We start from the raw sequence: 17,308 nt of genomic DNA on the forward strand, positions 1-17,308 counted from the left end.
GGGTGGTCCGAGGCCCACCGGACCGGCCGGCCCCAGGCCCTCCGGTCCGGTGGGCCTCGGACCACCCACTCCGGTGTCCGCCGTGCGTGTGGCGGACGGCTCCGGTTGCCGAGGTGTGCCGGCGCTGCTGTTCGGTTGATGGTCGCTCATCATTCCGCCCGCGCGGTCAGGTCGTCGGCTGTCGCCGCTGTGGGGGTTGCGTAGTGTCTGGACCGATCCGTTCGAGACCATCACGCCCCCCGCGGCCCGAGCCGCGTTACCGGAACGGGGTTCGCGGCGGCCGGTACCGCCCGGGAGGGAACCCGAGACGGCAGTCGCGGCCAGCGGAACATCCGGGTCGTCGGTGCCGTCCCCGGGGTCGGCGGCGATCACCCGGTCGGGCAGGAGCACGATCGCCAACAGCCCGCCGTACGCCGAGGTGCGCAGGCTCACCCGGATGCCGTCCCGCTTGGCCAGCTCCGCAACCACGTGCAGACCGACCTGGGCACCGTCCTTCAGCGCCGTCACGTCCGGCGTCGGCGCGGTGGCCAACAGCTCGTTCGCGCGTTCCAGCGCGTCCGCCTTCATCCCCACGCCGCCGTCTTCGATCTCGACCGCCACACCGCGCTTGACCTGGTTGCAGGTGACCCAGACCGTCGTCCCGGGCGGCGAGAACGCGAGAGCGTTGTCCAGCAGTTCGGACAGGAGGTGGATGGTTCCGGCGACCGCGTGTCCCACCACCGCGACATCGGGGGCGTTGCGCAGTGTGATCCGCTGGTAGTGCTGTGCTTCCGCGAACGCCGCCAGCAGCACCCGCCGGACCGGCACCGGATTCTGGAAGCGCCGGCCGATCTGCCCACCGGCCAGGATGACCAGGTTCTCCAGGAAGCGCCGGGTCTGGGTGAGCTGGTGGTTGATGTCGAAGAGTTCGGTCAGCAGTTTTTCGTCGCCGACCCGGTTCTGCAGGTCTTCGATGACCTTCAGGCCGCGCTGGAGGGGGCGCTGAGGGCGACGCGCGACGCCCATCAACATCGCGAGGCCGGCGGCCCGGGTCTTCGCCTCGTCGATTGCCGCTGCCGCCGCGGCCTTCAGCGACCTGTTGATGACCTCGGCGACCTGACCGATCTCGTCGCTGCCGTAGTCCTGGTTGGGTAGCTCGACCGCGAGATCGACCTTTTCGCGTCGGCGCAGTCGGTCCATCATGGCCGGCAGTTGCTGGTCCACCACGGACGCGGCGTCCTTGCCCAGTCGGGCGAGGCGGACGGAGAGCGCCTGGTCCACCAGGACCTGGGACTGGCGGATCGCCCAGACGATGGCGGCGATCGCGATGGACAGGGCGATCAGGCTGCCCAGCGACGCGGTAAGCAACTGGTTGTTACCGGTGCGGAGAGTCTGCGCCGAAACCTGGTCGGCCTGGACGACGGTCAGGTTGATCAGCTCGTCGGAGACCTGGCGGGTGATCGTCTCCCAGCGGACCCGGTTGACGGGCAGACCCCGGGGCACGCCGTTCTGCCACGCGCCGCTGGCGACCAGCGCGTTCTCCGCGGCGACGAGTTCCTTCCAGGGCCCGCTCGCCGCGATGGTCTCGTAACGCTTGCGGACCTCCGGCTGCAGATGCGGAGCGACGTTGGTCAGCGCGAAATGGTAGGCGCCGACGAGTCTCACGAACTCGAGATGCTCCTGCTGGTTGAGCGTGCGAGAGCCGAGGGCGCCGTCAATGGTGGACCCGGCCCGGGACATCAGGTCACTTGCGCGGAACGCCTCCGTCGCCGCGATGCCGCCCTGGGCCGCGGTCACATCGGGCACGATCCGGGCCTGGGTGTCGAAGAGGTTCGTCGCGGCATCGAGCAGGTTGTTGTAGAAATCGTAGATCTGTTGGCCGCTGACCGACCTGGAGTCGATCGTGCTCCGCACGCTCGGCATCTTGTCCAGGGAATCGGTCAGCGTCTGCCAACGTGTCGTGATGGATTCCGGCGCATTCGCCAACGCCGAATTCGCGGCGCTACGCAACGCGGTCAGTCGCTCGTCGGTCTGACGCCGTTGCTCGATCAGCGACTGCAGGTCTCTCGACGGCTGGGCCAGGTAGGCGACGCTCAATCGTCGTTCCTGTTGGACCGAGGCCAGGGCCGGAACCGCCGGGATCGACACGTTGCGGACGCCGTTGGCGACGGTTCGGTTATAGAAGCCCTGGAAGACGAGATATCCGGACGCCACCAGCCACAGAACCAGGGCGACGACGCCCGGGATGAGAACGAGCCTGATGACGCGACGTTTTATGGACTGCTGCCGGCCACGACGCCCACTCGACGTTGTCGACTGATTGCGGTTGTCCGAATCAGGTTGCCTGCTTGCGTGGTCGGCCTGGTTATGCGCCAACTTCAATCCAATCATGGGCAGCCCGGAAGAACCAGCAGGCGAAACACTGCTGGCCAATGCCGATCTGTGTGCAACCATACCGGTGTGTCCACTCTGGCACTAGCCCGCCCGAACCGTCGCTTCCGAGATGGCTTGATTGCACTGGTCAGCCTGGCGCCATTGCCATCAGCTACGAATAGACTACGCGGCACCCGTGGTAAGCGCGACGTCGCCGTCGGGCGTCCTGTTCGGACGGAGACTACTCCATCGCAAGGAAGCCGACGGACGACGAGTTCGAGGTTGTCGATCACCCGGGCCCCCGGCCGGGCTCACTCCGTGCCGGTGTTCACCACACAGCACAGATCGCCGTCCGGGTCGGCGAGCACGACGAAGTTCGCGTTGTGCGGACAGCGCCATGGGGTCGTGCGTCCGCCCACCAACGGTCAGTCGCCGTGTCCAGGCCGTTCGCCGGCGCGGCGGGCCTACCAGGTACCGGCGCGGCGGTCCCGCCAGGCGCGGCCGTCCGGGTCGTAGACCAACCGGTAGGTCGGGACCGCCCAGAGCCGCCGGTGCCAGGGCAGCCGGCTGGTCTCGTGTGGCAGGAGCCGACCCGGGGGGCGGGGGCCGACGCGCCCGCCCCGGTGCCAGTTCCGCAGGGCGTCGGCGGCGGCGGAGATGGCGCGTACCGCCGACTCCGGGTCCAGCAGATCCTCGTCATCGGAATGGTCGAGGTGCTCCCGCCAGAGCGCCAGCCGCAGGTCGCGGGGGAACCGCCGGGCTCCGTCGCCGAGCCCGGCCGGATCGTGCGGCGCGCGCTCGTCGTGGGTGTCGTCCAGCACCGCGCAGGAGAGTTCGCTGTCGTGGGTCCACGACCGGCGGTTGAAGTTGTCACTGCCGACGCTGCACCAGACGTCGTCGACGACACAGACCTTGGCGTGGACGTAGACCGGGGTACCGGCGTGGTTCTCCACGTCGAAGACGTGCACCCGGTCGGCGGCCGCCTCACGGCACAGCGCGATCGCCTGTTCCCGACCGACCTGGTTGGGGGGCAGGGCGAGTCGGCCGTCCACGTCGGGATGCCGGGGCACGACCGCGACCAGGTGCAGGCCGGGGTTGTCCCGCAACGCGTCGGCGAACAGCTTCGCCACCTCCTTGGACCAGAGGTACTGGTCCTCGAGGTAGATGAGTCGACGGGCCCGCTGGATCGCCTTCGTGTAACCCCGGGCGACGGTCTGCTCGCCGCGCTCCGCGAAGCCGTACGCCGGGCGCATCGCCGGATAGGTCCGCAGTACCTGGACCCGGTGCGGTCCGCACGGCGGCGGATCGGGCGGCTGCGGTGGCAGGCGGTCGGCGTGCAGGTCGGCACCGCGCAGCCGGTCCCGGATCGTGCTGATCGGCCCGTGCTGGTCCAGTGGAGCCGGATCGGTCCAGCGCTCCCGGAAGGTGAGGTCCAGTGCACCGACGACCGGGCCCCGCAGCGCCAACTGCACGTCGTGCCACGGCGGATTGTCGCCGTACGCCCGGGCCATCGCCACCGCCTGCGGGTCGCCGTGGTGGTCGCCGTCGTCGCGTCGGCTGTGGCACAGGTCGATGCCGCCGGCGAACGCGATGTCCCGCTCCGGCCGATCGGGATGCCGGAGTACGACCAGTTTCTGGTGGTGTGAGCCGCCCCGCCGGACGCGCTGGTCCAGCAGCACCTCGCCGCCGGCCGCCGCGACCTCGTCGCCGAGGTGCCGGTTCTCCTCCTCGCTGTACGCGAGCTTGTCCAGATGTGAGCGCCAGATCAGCCCCTTGACCACGACGCCGCGCCGGGCGGCGTCGGCCAGCAGCTCGGCGATGGTCGGCCCACCGTCGCGGAGCCGTTCGTCCGGGTCACCGCGCCAGTCGGTGAAGAACAGGTGGTCGCCCTCGCGCAGTTCCCGTACCTCCGAGACGAGCCGGTCGAAGTACGTCGCGCCGTGGACGAGTGGCTCGACGAGGTTGCCGTCGCACCAGACGGGCAGCGAAGAGTCGGGATTGCCGCGCTCCGCCGCACTGAGGAACCAGTCCTGCGGTTGCACGGGACTCCTCTCGGTAGCTGATGTTCCCACCGTAGGACGATGCCCGCCCCGCCGCATCCCGGCCACCTGGCCGCGGGTGCTGGGCGGATGACGGACATCCGGCTACGGGTGCTCGGCTGACTCTGCCGGTCTGGCGCCGGCGTCCTCGTGGCCCGGCCACCAGGCGGCGTGGCCGAGCAGGGCGGTGATGGCCGGGGTGAGGAACAGCGACATCACGAAGGCGACGATGGCGATGCCGCAGGAGATGGCGAAGCCCATCTGGGTCAGGGTGCTGTTGCCGGCCAGCATCAGCGAGGCGAACGTACCCGCGAGGATGAGCCCGGCGGCGGCCACCGTCGGTCCGGCGTGCCGGATCGCCATGCTGGCGGCGTCGCGGGGGCTCCGGCCCTCCCTGGCCTCCTCGCGGAGTCGGGCGATCATCAGGATGTTGTAGTCGGTGCCGAGCGCGACGACGAACAGATACATGATCACCGGGAGGATGAAGATCAGGCCGGGCTCGCCGAGCCCGATCTGGAAGATCAGTACGGTGGCGCCGAGGGTCGCCGCGAAGCCGAGGCCGACCGAGAGCATCAGGTACCAGGGCGCGACGGCACTGCGGAGCAGCAGGCCCAATATGATCATGATGAGGATGGCGGCGACCGGGAACACGACCGCGTAGTCGCGGTCGACCGCCGCCTGGATGTCGACGAAGACCGCGGTGATGCCGCCGACGAGTGCGGTCGTCCCGTCGGGTGCCGCCCCGTGCGCGGTACGCCGCAGCGGGCCGTCGACGGTCCGCAGTGCCGCGGCGGACTGGGGCGTGTCCGCGAGAGTCACCTGGAAGTTCGCGACGGTCCGGTCCGGTGAGAGGGTCGGCGCGCCGACCTGCCCGACGCCGGGCACCCGGGTCAGCTCGTCCCGGTACGCGTCGAGCTGGCCGGCCGGCAGTGGTCCGCCGCCGTCGGAACGCAGGAACACGTTGGACGGCTCGGTCGCGCCGGCCGGCAGGCCCTTGAGGAGTTCCCTGCTCCAGACGTTGGACTCCGACTCGGTAGCGGTCGATCCGCTGCTCAGATCGAAGTTGGGGTGGAAACCGAACGCGAACACCGCGAGCACGACCAGCGCTCCGCCGGACACCGCGGCGTACACCGCCGGGCGTCGGCCCAGCGAGCGGCCGATCGCGGCGAACCGTGCGCCGCGCGGCTCGTGCCGCCACGCCTTGGACGGCCAGAACACCCTGGTCCCGAGCAGCGACACCACCGCCGGGATGAGGGTGAGGCCGGCGACCAGGGTGGTGGCGACCGCGATCGCCAGCGCGGGCCCGAGGGACCGGAACAGGCCGAGCGTCGACAGCGCCAGCGCCAGAAAGGCGATGATGACCGCACCGGCGGCGGACGCGATCGCCTCGCCGGCCCGGGCGACCGCGCTGACCATGGCCGTCTTCGGATCCTCGCCCAGCCGCAACCGTTCGCGGTAGCGGAACATCAGGAAGAGGATGTAGTCGGTACCGACCCCGAACAGCACGACGATGAGCATCGCGCTCACCGAGCTGTCGGTCTTGAGATCGAACGCGTCATTGGCCCAGGCGATCAGGCCGGTCGCGATCTGCGACACCAGACCGATGATGACCACCGGCAGGAGCGCGATGATCGGGCTCCGAAAGATGATCAACAGCAGGATCAGGATGAGCCCGATCGTGGCGACCCCGATGATCAGGTTTGCCCGCTCTCCGGAATTCTGGGCGTCGAGGGCCTGCGCGGCCGTACCCGTGATGCCGGCCTTGAGGTCGGACCCGTCGAGCTGGGCCGGCAGCGCGTCCCGCAACCGCTGCACCGCGTCGGCCTGGGCCTGGTCCGCCGCGCTGCGCTGCGGTGTGAGCTGCACCGCGATGATCTGGATCGACCGGTTCGGCGACGGTGGCGTCGGAAGGAGGGCGACGACGTCCGGGATCCGCTGCCCGCCGAGTGCCTGGGCGATCGCCCCGACCTTCGCCGCATCGGCGTCGGTCAGCGGCGCGTCGTCCTTCCGCTCGAACACGATGATCGCCGCCGGTGTCGCCGCCTGCGGAAACGCCTTCCGCTGTAGCTGCGCCGCCCGGATCGACTCGTAGTGCGAGGGCAGGAAGGACGCCTCGTCGGTGGTGGCGGTCAACGTGGGCGCGAAACCGATCACCGCGGCGGCGGCGATCACCCAGGCCACGATCACCCAGATCGGATGGTGGACCACGAACCGTCCCACACCGGCGAACACCAGCGGCACCTCTTCGCGATAGGCGGATCCCTCCGTGATCAACCTAAACGCTAAATTGCCGTCAAGTGGGACAAATGCCACGGCTACCTGCCGGGACCAGCTCGAACCTGCCGGGCCGGTCCGGAGCGGTCAGCCCTTGAAGGCGCCTTCCATGATCCCCTGTACCAGCCGCCGCCCGACGAAGACGAACAGCACCAGCAGCGGCAGGGTGGCCAGGAACGAGCCCGACATGGCCAGGCCCAGGTCGATGTCCCGGTTGTTCTGCAGCGCCTTGATGGCGATCTGGGCGGTGTACTGCTCCGGCGACTTCAGCACGATGAACGGCCACAGGAAGTCGTTCCAGGCGTTGACGAACCCGAACAGTCCCAGCACGAACGCCGCCGGGCGGACCAGCGGGAAGGCGATCCGCCAGAAGATCTGCCAGGTCGTCGCGCCGTCCACCCGGGCGGCGTGCATCAGCTCGTCGTTAAGGGTGCCGACCATGTGCTGGCGCATCCAGAAGATGCCGAACGCGGTCACCAGCCCGGGGACGATCACGGCCTGAAGGGTGTCCACCCAGTCGAGCTGCGACATGATCAGATACTGCGGGATGATGGCCAGTTGGGCCGGCACCGTCATGGTCAGCACGACGATGAGGAACAGGGTGTTGCGGCCCGGAAACTGCAGCTTGGCGAAGGCGAAACCGGCCAGCGCACACAGCACCGCCTGGCCCACGCCGATCGTGGTGGAGATGATGACGCTGTTGACGAGCGCCTGCACGAACGGCACGGTCTCGAATACCAGGTTCGCCAGGTGCAGGAAGTTGCCGCCGGGCAGGACGTGCGGTGGCAGGCTCGTCGCGGTGGCCGAGTCCGTCGTGGCCACCACGAACATCCAGTAGAGCGGGAAGACGCTGAAGAACACCATGGCGCCGAGCGCCACGTACACCGTGATCGGGACCCGGTTGGCGCTGCGTCGGCGGCGCGGTGCCCGCCCGGTGGTCGGGGATGCGGGGTTCATGGACGCTCCGAGCGGATGCGGGTGACCAGCAGGTAGTTGATCGCGGCGACGATCACGACCATGACGAACAGCGCGACCGCGACGGCGGCGCCGTAGCCGAAGTGGAACCGGCCGAAGGCCTGCTCGTAGAGGAAGAGGGTGAGGGTCTGGCACTGCCGTGCCGCTCCACAGGTAAGCCCACCCACCGGGTTGACCAGCAGCGGCTCGGTGAAGGTCTGCAACCCGAAGATCGTCGACGTGACGACGGTGAACACGATGATCGGTCGCAGCGACGGGATGGTGATGTGGCGGAACTGCTGCCAGCTGTTGGCGCCGTCCATGGCGGCGGCCTCGAACAGGTCGCGGGAAACGGTCTGGAGCGAGGCGAGGTACAGCAGGGTGTTGTAGCCGGTCCACCGCCAGGCGATCATCAGGGCGATCATCACGTGGCTGCCCCACACCGACGCGGTGAAGTCGACGTGCGGGAAACCCAGCAGTTCGAGAAACCAGTTGAGCATGCCGTAGTCGCGGTCGAAGAGCTGGGCGAAGACGATGGTCGTCGCCGCCACGGAGGTGACGTAGGGAACGAGCACCGACATCCGGAACAGCGTGGCCGCCCGCAGCCGTACGTGGTTGAGCACGTGCGCCAGCCCGAGCGCGATCAGCAACTGCGGAACCGTCGACAGCACCCAGATGCTGAACGTGTTGCGCAGCGCACCCCAGAACCGCGGATCGTGGACGAGCTCGGAGAAGTTGTCCAGCCCCACGAAGTGCCGCTCGCCGATGAGGTCCCAGTCGAACAGTGCGACGTAGAACGTGAACAGCAGCGGGAAGAGGCCGAAGATGAGGAACAGGACGAAGAACGGCGCCACGTAGCCGTACGGCGCCAGTCGCTCGCGTACGCCCTGCTGGACGTGGCGGTACCGGCTGGGCCCGCGGGTGGTCCCCGCGGACGTGGCCGGGCTGAGCGTGGTGGTCACTGCGGTCACCTTCCCAAGATGCGGCGGCCGGGTTGGCGCCGGCCGCCGCACATCAGTCGTCCGTTCAGCCCCGGAGGGCGTTCTTGACGTTGGTCAGCGCGGTGTCCCACGCGTTGGCGGGGTCGACCTTGCCCTGCTCGACGCTGGTGAGGGTGTTGAGCAGTTCGCTGCCGACGGTGGCGTCGTCGGGACCGATGTAGAAGGGTTTGACGTTCACGACGGACTGGGTGTAGATCTTGCCGATCGGTGCGTTGGAGAAGAACGGCTCTTCCCGGCCGACAAGCTGCGGATCCGTGTAGACCGACGGTGTCGTCGGCAGATTTCCCTTCGCCAGGAAGTTCGCCAGCTGGCCGGCCGGCGACTGCATCTCGGCGATGTACTTCCAGGCCGCCTTCGGGTTCTTGGCCCGCTTGGGGATGGCGAGGTAGCTGCCGCCCCAGTTCCCCGAACCGCCGGGGATCGTGGCGATGTCCCACTTGCCGGTGGTACCGGGGGCGTTGGTACGGATCGCGTTGAGCATCCACGCCGGCGCGGACACCACCGCGAAGTCACCCTTGCTCATCCCCGCGGTCCACCCGGTCGAGAACGAGCCCTGCTTGGCGGAGATGCCCGAGGCGAAGACCTTCAGCGTCAGGTCGAACGCCGCCTTGACCTGTGGGTTCTTGTCGTACGACAGCTTGTGGTCCGCGTCGTAGTAACGCTCCGTGCCCTGGTTGACCGCCTGGTAGAAGATGCTCGTCGGCGTGTTGTCCAGGAACGGCTTGCCGGTTGCCTGGACGTACTGCTTGCCGACCTCCGTGAACGCGTCCCACGTCGGCCACAACTTGGAGACCTGCTCCCGATCGGTGGGCAGACCGGCGGCCTTGAAAAGGTCCGTGCGGTACGCGATCGCCATGCCGCCGACATCCGTCGGTATCCCCACGATCTTGTCCCCGGTCGTCGACTGCGACATCACCCAGTCGAGGTAGTCGCCCTTTATCTTGTCGGCGCCGAGCGTGGTCAGGTCCACGAAGTTCTCCGGAGCCTGCATGAACTTCGGCAGGTCGTCACCCTGGATCAGCACGAGGTCGGGCACCTTGCCGCCGGCCAGTGCCGCGGTGAGTGCCTGGGCCGTCTCGGTCGTGCTGCCCACCTCGGTGAGCTTGATCTTCGCGTCCGGATGAGCCTTCGTGTAGGCATCGACGTCGATTTTCTGGTTGATCCCGGTAAATGACCAGAACTCGAACCCGGAGCCATCGTCGTCCCCCGATCCTTCCGAACAGCCGGAAGCCAGGAGCACGGCCGCGGCGAAGACGGCTATAGTATTGACGCGCTTCACGCGGCCCTCCATACGGTGGTGTGCGGCCCGGCGCGACCGCGGTGAATCCTGCGGATCAGATACCGGCCGGGCACCGCGTGGCGGAGGTGATGACTCTCCCCACGAGAGGCTCAGGCGCGAGCCACTGCGCCGTCGACATGCCTTCGCTGCGAAGCCGGATCAACGGCCTCCATCAGCATCGATATCTGTCGTATGACGTGTGAGGATACCCAGCACCACCTGGTCCGTCAATGATCGTGAGGGGCTGGAAAGCAGCACAGCGGCAGTGCCGGTGGGGTCGGCGCCGGCCACCGACGCACCACTTGCGACAGAGCGGGGCTAGGGAGACTGCTCCTTCAACGGGTACGGGATGAACGTGCTGCGGTTCTCGTCCAGGTCGAGGCGACGGCCGATCGGTGCGGCGGCCCGCTGTGGACAGGTCATCCGGGTGCAGGTCTTGCAGCCCGGCCCGATCGGGGTGGCCGCCTCCGTCGCGTGCAGGTCCACTCCGGTGGAGTAGACGAGCCGCCCGGCGTGCCGGGTCTCGCAGCCCAGCCCGATCGCGAAGACCTTGCCGGGCTGGCCGTAGCCGCCGTGGTGCCGGGTGACCGTACGGGCGATCCACAGGTAGCGCTGCCCGTCCGGCATCGCCGCGACCTGCGTCATCACCCGGCCCGGCGCGCTGAACGCCTCGTACACGTTCCAGAGTGGACAGGTGCCGCCGGAGCGGGAAAACGGAAAACCCGTCGCGGACTGGCGTTTGGACATGTTGCCGGCCCGGTCGACCCGGACGAACGAGAACGGCACGCCGCGCGCCTTGGGCCGTTGCAGGGTGCTCAGCCGGTGGCAGACGCTCTCCCAGCCCATCGCGAAGTGATTGGTGAGCAGTGCGATGTCGTACCTCATCGCTTCGGCGGCCGTCAGGAACTCCCGGTACGGCAGAATCAGCGCGGCGGCGAAGTAATTCGCCAACCCGACCCGCATAAGAATCTGTGTCTGCAGGTCGTCGAACTTCTCGTCCTCGATGATTTCGTCGATGACGTCGGCGTATTCCAGCAGGGCTATCTGGGCACCTATCCGGATCGCCGCCTGGCCGCCGCGCAGCGACGTCGACAGGTGCAGGGTGCGGGTCTGGGGCCGGTACCGGTGCAGCTCACCGGCGAGTGAGTCGGTGTCCTGCCGGACGATCCGGATGCCGTGCCGGTCGGCCAGCCGGTCGTTCAGGGCCGGCCGGCTCTCGCCGCGGCGCAGTCCCAGTTCGGCGGCCAGGTTCTCGGCCGCCTCGTCCAGGTCCGGCACGTAGTTCTGCCGGCGGTAGAAGAAGTCGCTGACCTGGTCGTGCGGGCTCCGCCCGGATACCAGTTCGCGGTCGCCGACCACCTCGGCGAGCTGGTCGTCGGCCTGCCGGTAGCGCCGGTACAGGTCGATCACCGCCTCCGCGACCTCCGGCAGCCGGGTGGCGAGTTCCGCCAGGTCGGGCAGGGTCGCCCGGGTGGGCAGCGCCTCCCGGAGCTGCGACACCAACCGGGGCGTGTCGTGCGGGGCGAAGTACGCGGTGTCGACGCCGAAGACCTCGGTGATCCGGATCAGCACGGCGACGGTAAGCGGCCGGGAGTCGTGTTCGATCTGGTTCAGGTAGCTGGGGGAGATGGCGAGCTGCCGGGCGAGTTCGATCTGGCTGATGCCGTGCTCCTCGCGCAACCGGCGTAGTCGCGCGCCCGCGAACGTCTTGACCATGGCGACTCCCTCCGCCCGATCCCGTCACATTAACACAGCTGTTAAAAACGTCATTTGCAACTTCGCAAAACTGCGGTCGGACTTTTCAAAAATTGGCCGTTTCCGTATCTCGACCCTCCGATCCGGACCATGCCATCGTTTCGACATCACCGAGCGGGTGGCCGGCAGAGACAGCGTCCGGAGGAGGAACCGATGAGCACACCAGCGGAGCAGTTGCGTACCGAATGGGCCACCGACCCGCGCTGGCGGGGGGTGGAGCGGACCTATCGCGCCGAGGACGTCGTCCGGTTGCGCGGTGTGGTCCAGGAGGAGCACACGCTCGCCAGGCGGGGGGCCGAGCGGTTGTGGCGACTTCTGCACGAGCAGGAGTACGTCCACGCGCTCGGTGCGCTCACCGGCAACCAGGCGGTGCAGATGGTCCGGGCCGGGCTGAAGGCCATCTACCTGTCCGGCTGGCAGGTCGCCGCCGACGCCAACCTCGCCGGGCAGACGTACCCGGACCAGAGCCTCTATCCGGCCAACTCGGTGCCGGCGGTGGTCCGCCGGCTCAACAACGCGCTGCTGCGCGCCGGGCAGATCGGTACGGCGGAGGGAGCCGTGGACGGGCCCGACTGGCTCGCCCCGATCGTCGCCGACGCGGAGGCCGGGTTCGGTGGCGTGCTGAACGCGTACGAGCTGATGAGCGCGATGATCGCGGCCGGCGCCGCCGGGGTGCACTGGGAGGACCAACTCGCCTCGGAGAAGAAGTGCGGCCACCTCGGCGGCAAGGTGCTGATCCCGACCGGACAGCACGTCCGGACCCTCAACGCCGCCCGGCTCGCCGCCGACGTCGCCGGCGTCCCGTCGGTGATCGTCGCCCGCACCGACGCACAGGCCGCCACGCTGCTCACCACCGACACCGACGAGCGGGACCGGGCCTTCACCACCGGCGAGCGGACCGCCGAGGGTTTCTACCGGGTACGCAACGGCATCGAGCCGTGCATCGCCCGTGGCCTGGCCTACGCCCCGTACGCCGACCTGCTCTGGATGGAGACCGGCACCCCGGATCTCGCCGTCGCCCGCCAGTTCGCCGAGGCGATCAGGGCGCGGTATCCGGACCAGTTGCTCGCGTACAACTGCTCGCCGTCGTTCAACTGGCGAAGGCACCTCGACGACGACGCGATCGCCAAGTTCCAGCGCGAACTCGGGCACCTGGGGTACGCCTTCCAGTTCATCACGCTGGCCGGCTTCCACGCCCTCAACTACTCGATGTTCGACCTGGCCCGGGGCTACGCCGCCGAAGGCATGCCGGCGTACGTGCAGTTGCAGGAGCGGGAGTTCGCCGCCGAGGCCGACGGCTACACGGCGGTCCGGCACCAGCGCGAGGTCGGCACCGGCTACTTCGACCTGATCAGTACGGTGCTCAACCCCGCAGCGGAGACGACCGCGCTGCGCGGTTCGACCGAGGAGGAGCAGTTCCGATGAGAGTTGTCGTCACCGGCCCGATGGAGGACCGGTTCGAGGAGATCCTCAGCCCGAAGGCCCTCGACTTCCTCGTCGCGCTCGACAGCGAGTTCGCGGCCCGCCGGGTGGCGCTGCTGGACACCCGCCGGGCCCGGCGGGCCCGGTACGCCGAGGGCCAACTGCCGGAGTTCCTGCCCGGAACGGCCGCGATCCGGGCCGACCCGGACTGGCGGGTGGCGCCGCCGGCACCGGGGCTGCTCGACCGGCGGGTCGAGATCACCGGCCCGCCGGACCGGCGGATGACAGTCAACGCGCTCAACTCCGGTGCCCGGGTCTGGCTGGCGGACTTCGAGGACGCACTTGCGCCGACCTGGGACAACGTCGTCCACGGGCAACTCAACCTGGTCGACGCGATCGACCGCCGGATCGACTTCACCGACGGGCGGGGCAGGCGGTACGCCCTCGGCGACGATCCCGCCACCATCGTGGTCCGGCCGCGCGGCTGGCATCTGGTGGAGAAGCACATCGTGGTCGACGGGCGGGCGGTCCCGGCCAGCCTGGTCGACTTCGGGCTCTACTTCTTCCACTGCGCGCAGCGGCAACTCGACGCGGGCAGCGGGCCGTACTTCTACCTGCCGAAGTTGGAGGACCATCGCGAGGCGCGGCTCTGGAACGACGTCTTCGGGTTCGCCCAGAACCATCTCGGCATTCCGCAGGGCACGATCCGGGCCACCGTGCTGATCGAGACCATCACCGCCGCCTTCGAGATGGACGAGATCCTGTACGAGCTCCGCGAGCATTCCGCCGGGCTGAACGCCGGCCGCTGGGACTACATATTCAGCGTCATCAAGAACTTCGGGCAGCGGAACGACTTCGTCCTGCCGGACCGGGGCGACGTGACGATGACGGTGCCGTTCCTGCGGGCGTACACCGAGTTGCTGGTGCGGACCTGTCACCGGCGCGGGGCGCACGCGATCGGCGGAATGGCCGCCGTCATCCCCAGCCGGGACCCGAAGGTGAACGCCGCCGCAATCGGCAAGGTCCGGGCGGACAAGGAGCGCGAGGCCGCCGACGGGTTCGACGGATCCTGGGTGGCACATCCCGGCCTGGTGCCGGTCTGCCGGGACGCCTTCGACGCCGTGCTCGGCGACCGGCCGCACCAGCTCGACCGGCTCCGCCCCGAGGTCACGGTCGGCGCCGACGACCTGCTGGCCGTCGACCGCACACCGGGCCGGGTGACCGGCGCGGGGTTGCGCGGCAACGTGGCGGTGGCGCTGCGCTATTTTGACGCCTGGCTGGGCGGAAGCGGGGCGGCGGCCATCTTCGACCTGATGGAGGACGCGGCCACGGCCGAGATCGCCCGCTGCCAGGTGTGGCAGTGGCTCCAACACGCTACGCCGCTGGCCGAGGGCGGCCGGGTGACCGAGGAACTGGTCCGGTCGATCCTGGTCGAGGAGGTGGCGACCCTGAACGCCGAACGGTCGGTCGAGGAACGGGACCGGTCGACCCAGGCGGCGGAGATCTTCGTGCGGACCGCGCTCGGCGAGGAGCTACCAGCCTTCTTCACCACGGAGGCGTACGCCCGGCACCTCGTCACGCCCGTGGCACCGCCGCTCGCCCGGTAGGCGTCCGCTGTCCGGGCAGGGATCGGCGAGGCGCCCCGCAGCACTCCGGGCGCGGGCCACGGTCGGCACCGTGGCCCGCGCGCCGGGTGTCAGGAGGTGCGCGTCAGCCGTACCTCCAGGCCGATCCCGTCGGCGCCGATGGTGCAGGTGGTGAAGTCGCTGGCCGCCGCGAGCCGGCGGAACCGTTCCGCCGAGTACGCCCGGCGCCGCAACCCCCGCAGGGCAAGCCTGGTCAACAGCGCGTCCCGCCGCGACAGCCCCATCCTCGACACCTCGACGCCGATGTCGGCGGTGCTGGCGTCCCTGTTCATGTCCTGGATCAGGGCGACCCCGCCCGGACGGAGGACGCGGCGCATCTCGTTGAGTGCCTTCACCGGCTCCCGGAAGTTCTTGAACGCGGCCTGACAGACGATCACGTCGAAGGAGCCGTCCGGAAAGGGCTGCGCGGCGACGTCACCGTGCCGGAAGTCGGCGGTCACGCCCTCCCGGCGGGCGTGGCGTGCGGCGATCTCGACGAACGAGTGGCTGATGTCCAGGCCGGTGACCCTGAAACCGCGGCGGGCCAGCTCCACGGCGAAGTAGCCGGGGCCCGGCGCGATCTCCAGTATCTCGACGTCCTGCGGTAGCGAGTCGGTGAAACTGGTGGCCTGCTTTCGGTAGATGTCCAGCTGACTGGCCGATCCGCGGGTGCGGGCGTACCAGCGGGCCATCGCGCCTTCCATGGCCAGCATAGGCAGTCGTTTGGTGTGGGTGGTGCTCATGGGTCTCCTCCTGATCGTTGCGGAGGGCCCGGCTATCCTTGATCTGCCGCTTGCCGCCGGGTCCGCCCCGTTGGTGAGTCGAGGTTCCGGGGCCGGTGTCGCCACACCGCCCCGGAACCGGTTTTCCTAGCCGAAGGCGACCTCCGGCGGCATCTCCCCGGTTTCATGGAACCGGCGCCACATGTCCTGCCCCGGCAGCGTCCCCTCGGTGAGTTGATTGAGCAGCCCACGTGCCCACTCCAGATCCGCCTGGCGCATGGCGAGGTCGTATTCGGCCTCGATGAGGAACAGCGAGTGGACCTTCTCGTGATAGCCGTCCAACGCGGCGCGCTCGTCGGCGAGCTGCCGCTCCAGCACGGCCACGCGTTGCTGTAACAGACGGGTCGCCTCGTCGGGTCCGAGTACGCCCATGACCGACAGCGCCGCCCGGAAACGCGGTTGCTCGGGCTCCGGAACGGCGATGAGTTCACCGACCCAGTCCCTCAACTCGTCGCTACCCGCCGGGGTGATGCGGTAGACGGTCCGTTCGGGACGCCCACCCTGCCGCCCGCTCGCCACCACCTCCAGGAACCCGTGCTTCTCCACGCTCTGCACGACGGTCGTCGGCGCGGCCAGTTTCGACGTCAACCGCGACGGGAACCGGGTGCTGTTCGCCCGCACTCCGGAGGTTTCCGGAGGCCAGGCGGAACTGCTCGTGCACGACCTGGACACCGGCACCACGACGTTCCTCGGGATGACCGCCGGGCGGTATCCGCAGGGCATGGCCCGGCCGGTCAAGATGATCCGGGACGGCCTCGGCGCGGTCTATTCGGTGGGTGCCCTGCTGGGGGAGGCGCTGTATCTGACGACCGGGCCGGGCGAGCCGGTGCCACTGCCCTGTCCCCGGAGCGCGGACTACCTGTTCCCGTGTGACCGGTTCGACGTCGACGAGGCGGGCGCGACCGTGGTGCTCGCCGCCGAGGGGCAGGCGTACCGGATCGACGTCGCCAGCGGCCGGCGTACGCTGCTCAATCCGGAGACCGAGGACGTCGAGCGGATCCACACCTCGCTGAACGACATCCGGATCTCCCGGGACGGTACCGCGATGACCTGCTCCTGGATGTACAGCGACCCGGGCGATGTGCGGGACCTCGACGGGCTGGCCCGGGCGTCGGCCGGTGCGGCCGCCGTCTATCCGACGGACGTGGTGCTCCCCAACGGCTTCGGGCGTCGGCACGAGCCGATCCGGATCAGCGCCGACGGCCGGACGATCCTCTACCAGCAGCGCACCGTCTACGACATCGAGGAGGGCGACCATCTGCGCGTCCTCGACGTCGATCATGGCGAGTGGTACGACGTGGCCGCCGGACTCACCCCCGACGGGGTGGACCTGGCCGATGCGGAAATGGCCGACAACGGCAGCCTCGTCGTGATGCCGTACGACGACGAGGAGGAGGGTGCGGTCCTCGCCCAACGGCTCAGGTGAGCGGCGGAGGGCGGGTGGCTCGGTGTGCACCGGGCCACCCGCCCCGTGCGGGCTACTTGTCGTCGGCGAGCGCGACCAGCGCACTGGCGGTACGGAAGTACTGGCTGCGGCCGAGATCGCCGATGGTCTTGATACCCAGGGCCTCCTTGAGGTGGGTCGCGGCCCGCTCGCTGACGCCGGCCAGCGCGGCGACCGGGGCGTCGACGAGTTCGGCCAGGCTCTTGTCCTGGTACTCCTTGTCGACCAACGTGGCGAGGTTGGCGGTAACCGGCACGAATGCTCCCAGTGAGTCATGGGTCCGGCACGGCGCCGGACCCATCCGGCATTGTTCCATGTAGGACGGAACCGCCACCCCATGCCCTGGCCCATTATCCTAGGATGCTGTACCGGTGGTGACCT

13 protein-coding genes are annotated in these 17,308 nt (G+C 69.1%); 3 read left to right on the forward strand and 10 right to left on the reverse strand.

Annotated elements, in window-relative coordinates; translation table 11 throughout:
* From I0C86_RS22545 to I0C86_RS22575, 7 genes are all read right to left on the reverse strand, one after another.
* Nucleotides 1-2,193, reverse strand: a 2,193-nt coding sequence (locus tag I0C86_RS22545) for a sensor histidine kinase (protein ID WP_323373788.1), incomplete at its 3' end; no start/stop codon positions are given.
* Between the two features lie 623 nt (nt 2,194-2,816).
* Nucleotides 2,817-4,394 (reverse strand): phospholipase D family protein, encoded by a 1,578-nt coding sequence (locus I0C86_RS22550; RefSeq protein ID WP_196203259.1) that lies wholly within the window; start codon nt 4,392-4,394, stop codon nt 2,817-2,819.
* A 102-nt stretch (nt 4,395-4,496) separates the two neighbouring features.
* Nucleotides 4,497-6,704: an MMPL family transporter gene (locus tag I0C86_RS22555; protein ID WP_323373789.1), complete on the reverse strand. Its 2,208-nt coding sequence runs from the start codon at nt 6,702-6,704 to the stop codon at nt 4,497-4,499.
* Between the two features lie 48 nt (nt 6,705-6,752).
* The gene (locus I0C86_RS22560; protein ID WP_196203260.1) at nt 6,753-7,622 is read right to left on the reverse strand and encodes a carbohydrate ABC transporter permease; all 870 of its coding nucleotides are present in this window, start codon (nt 7,620-7,622) and stop codon (nt 6,753-6,755) included.
* On the reverse strand, nt 7,619-8,590 hold the full coding sequence (locus I0C86_RS22565) for a carbohydrate ABC transporter permease (RefSeq protein ID WP_323373790.1): 972 nt from the start codon (nt 8,588-8,590) through the stop codon (nt 7,619-7,621). The genes I0C86_RS22560 and I0C86_RS22565 overlap by 4 nt, the downstream gene beginning before the upstream one ends.
* 55 nt (nt 8,591-8,645) lie before the next feature.
* Nucleotides 8,646-9,899, reverse strand: a complete 1,254-nt coding sequence (locus tag I0C86_RS22570) for an ABC transporter substrate-binding protein (RefSeq protein WP_323373791.1) — start codon at nt 9,897-9,899, stop codon at nt 8,646-8,648.
* A 318-nt stretch (nt 9,900-10,217) separates the two neighbouring features.
* Entirely contained in the window at nt 10,218-11,615 is a 1,398-nt protein-coding gene (locus I0C86_RS22575; protein ID WP_196203262.1) for a short-chain fatty acyl-CoA regulator family protein, read from the reverse strand.
* 192 nt (nt 11,616-11,807) lie between these two features.
* Here I0C86_RS22575 and aceA point away from each other — a divergent pair, with 192 nt between their 5' ends.
* Both aceA and aceB read left to right on the forward strand, forming a co-directional pair.
* Entirely contained in the window at nt 11,808-13,079 is a 1,272-nt protein-coding gene (gene aceA, locus I0C86_RS22580; protein WP_196203263.1) for an isocitrate lyase, read from the forward strand.
* Nucleotides 13,076-14,683, forward strand: coding sequence for a malate synthase A (gene aceB, locus I0C86_RS22585; protein WP_196203264.1), 1,608 nt, complete (start codon nt 13,076-13,078; stop codon nt 14,681-14,683). The genes aceA and aceB overlap by 4 nt, the downstream gene beginning before the upstream one ends.
* Before the next feature lie 89 nt (nt 14,684-14,772).
* Here aceB and I0C86_RS22590 read toward each other — a convergent pair whose 3' ends face one another.
* The gene (locus I0C86_RS22590; RefSeq protein ID WP_196203265.1) at nt 14,773-15,444 is read right to left on the reverse strand and encodes a class I SAM-dependent methyltransferase; all 672 of its coding nucleotides are present in this window, start codon (nt 15,442-15,444) and stop codon (nt 14,773-14,775) included.
* Between the two features lie 126 nt (nt 15,445-15,570).
* The gene (locus I0C86_RS22595; protein ID WP_230394599.1) at nt 15,571-16,104 is read right to left on the reverse strand and encodes a PadR family transcriptional regulator; all 534 of its coding nucleotides are present in this window, start codon (nt 16,102-16,104) and stop codon (nt 15,571-15,573) included.
* Here I0C86_RS22595 and I0C86_RS22600 point away from each other — a divergent pair.
* Nucleotides 16,088-16,909, forward strand: coding sequence for a hypothetical protein (locus I0C86_RS22600; protein ID WP_196203267.1), 822 nt, complete (start codon nt 16,088-16,090; stop codon nt 16,907-16,909). The genes I0C86_RS22595 and I0C86_RS22600 overlap by 17 nt on opposite strands.
* A 52-nt stretch (nt 16,910-16,961) precedes the next feature.
* Here I0C86_RS22600 and I0C86_RS22605 read toward each other — a convergent pair whose 3' ends face one another.
* Nucleotides 16,962-17,183, reverse strand: coding sequence for a hypothetical protein (locus I0C86_RS22605; RefSeq protein ID WP_196203268.1), 222 nt, complete (start codon nt 17,181-17,183; stop codon nt 16,962-16,964).
* Nucleotides 17,184-17,308 lie beyond the last annotated feature (125 nt).

The organism is Plantactinospora alkalitolerans, assembly GCF_015690345.1.
Classification (GTDB): Bacteria; Actinomycetota; Actinomycetes; order Mycobacteriales; family Micromonosporaceae; genus Plantactinospora; species Plantactinospora alkalitolerans.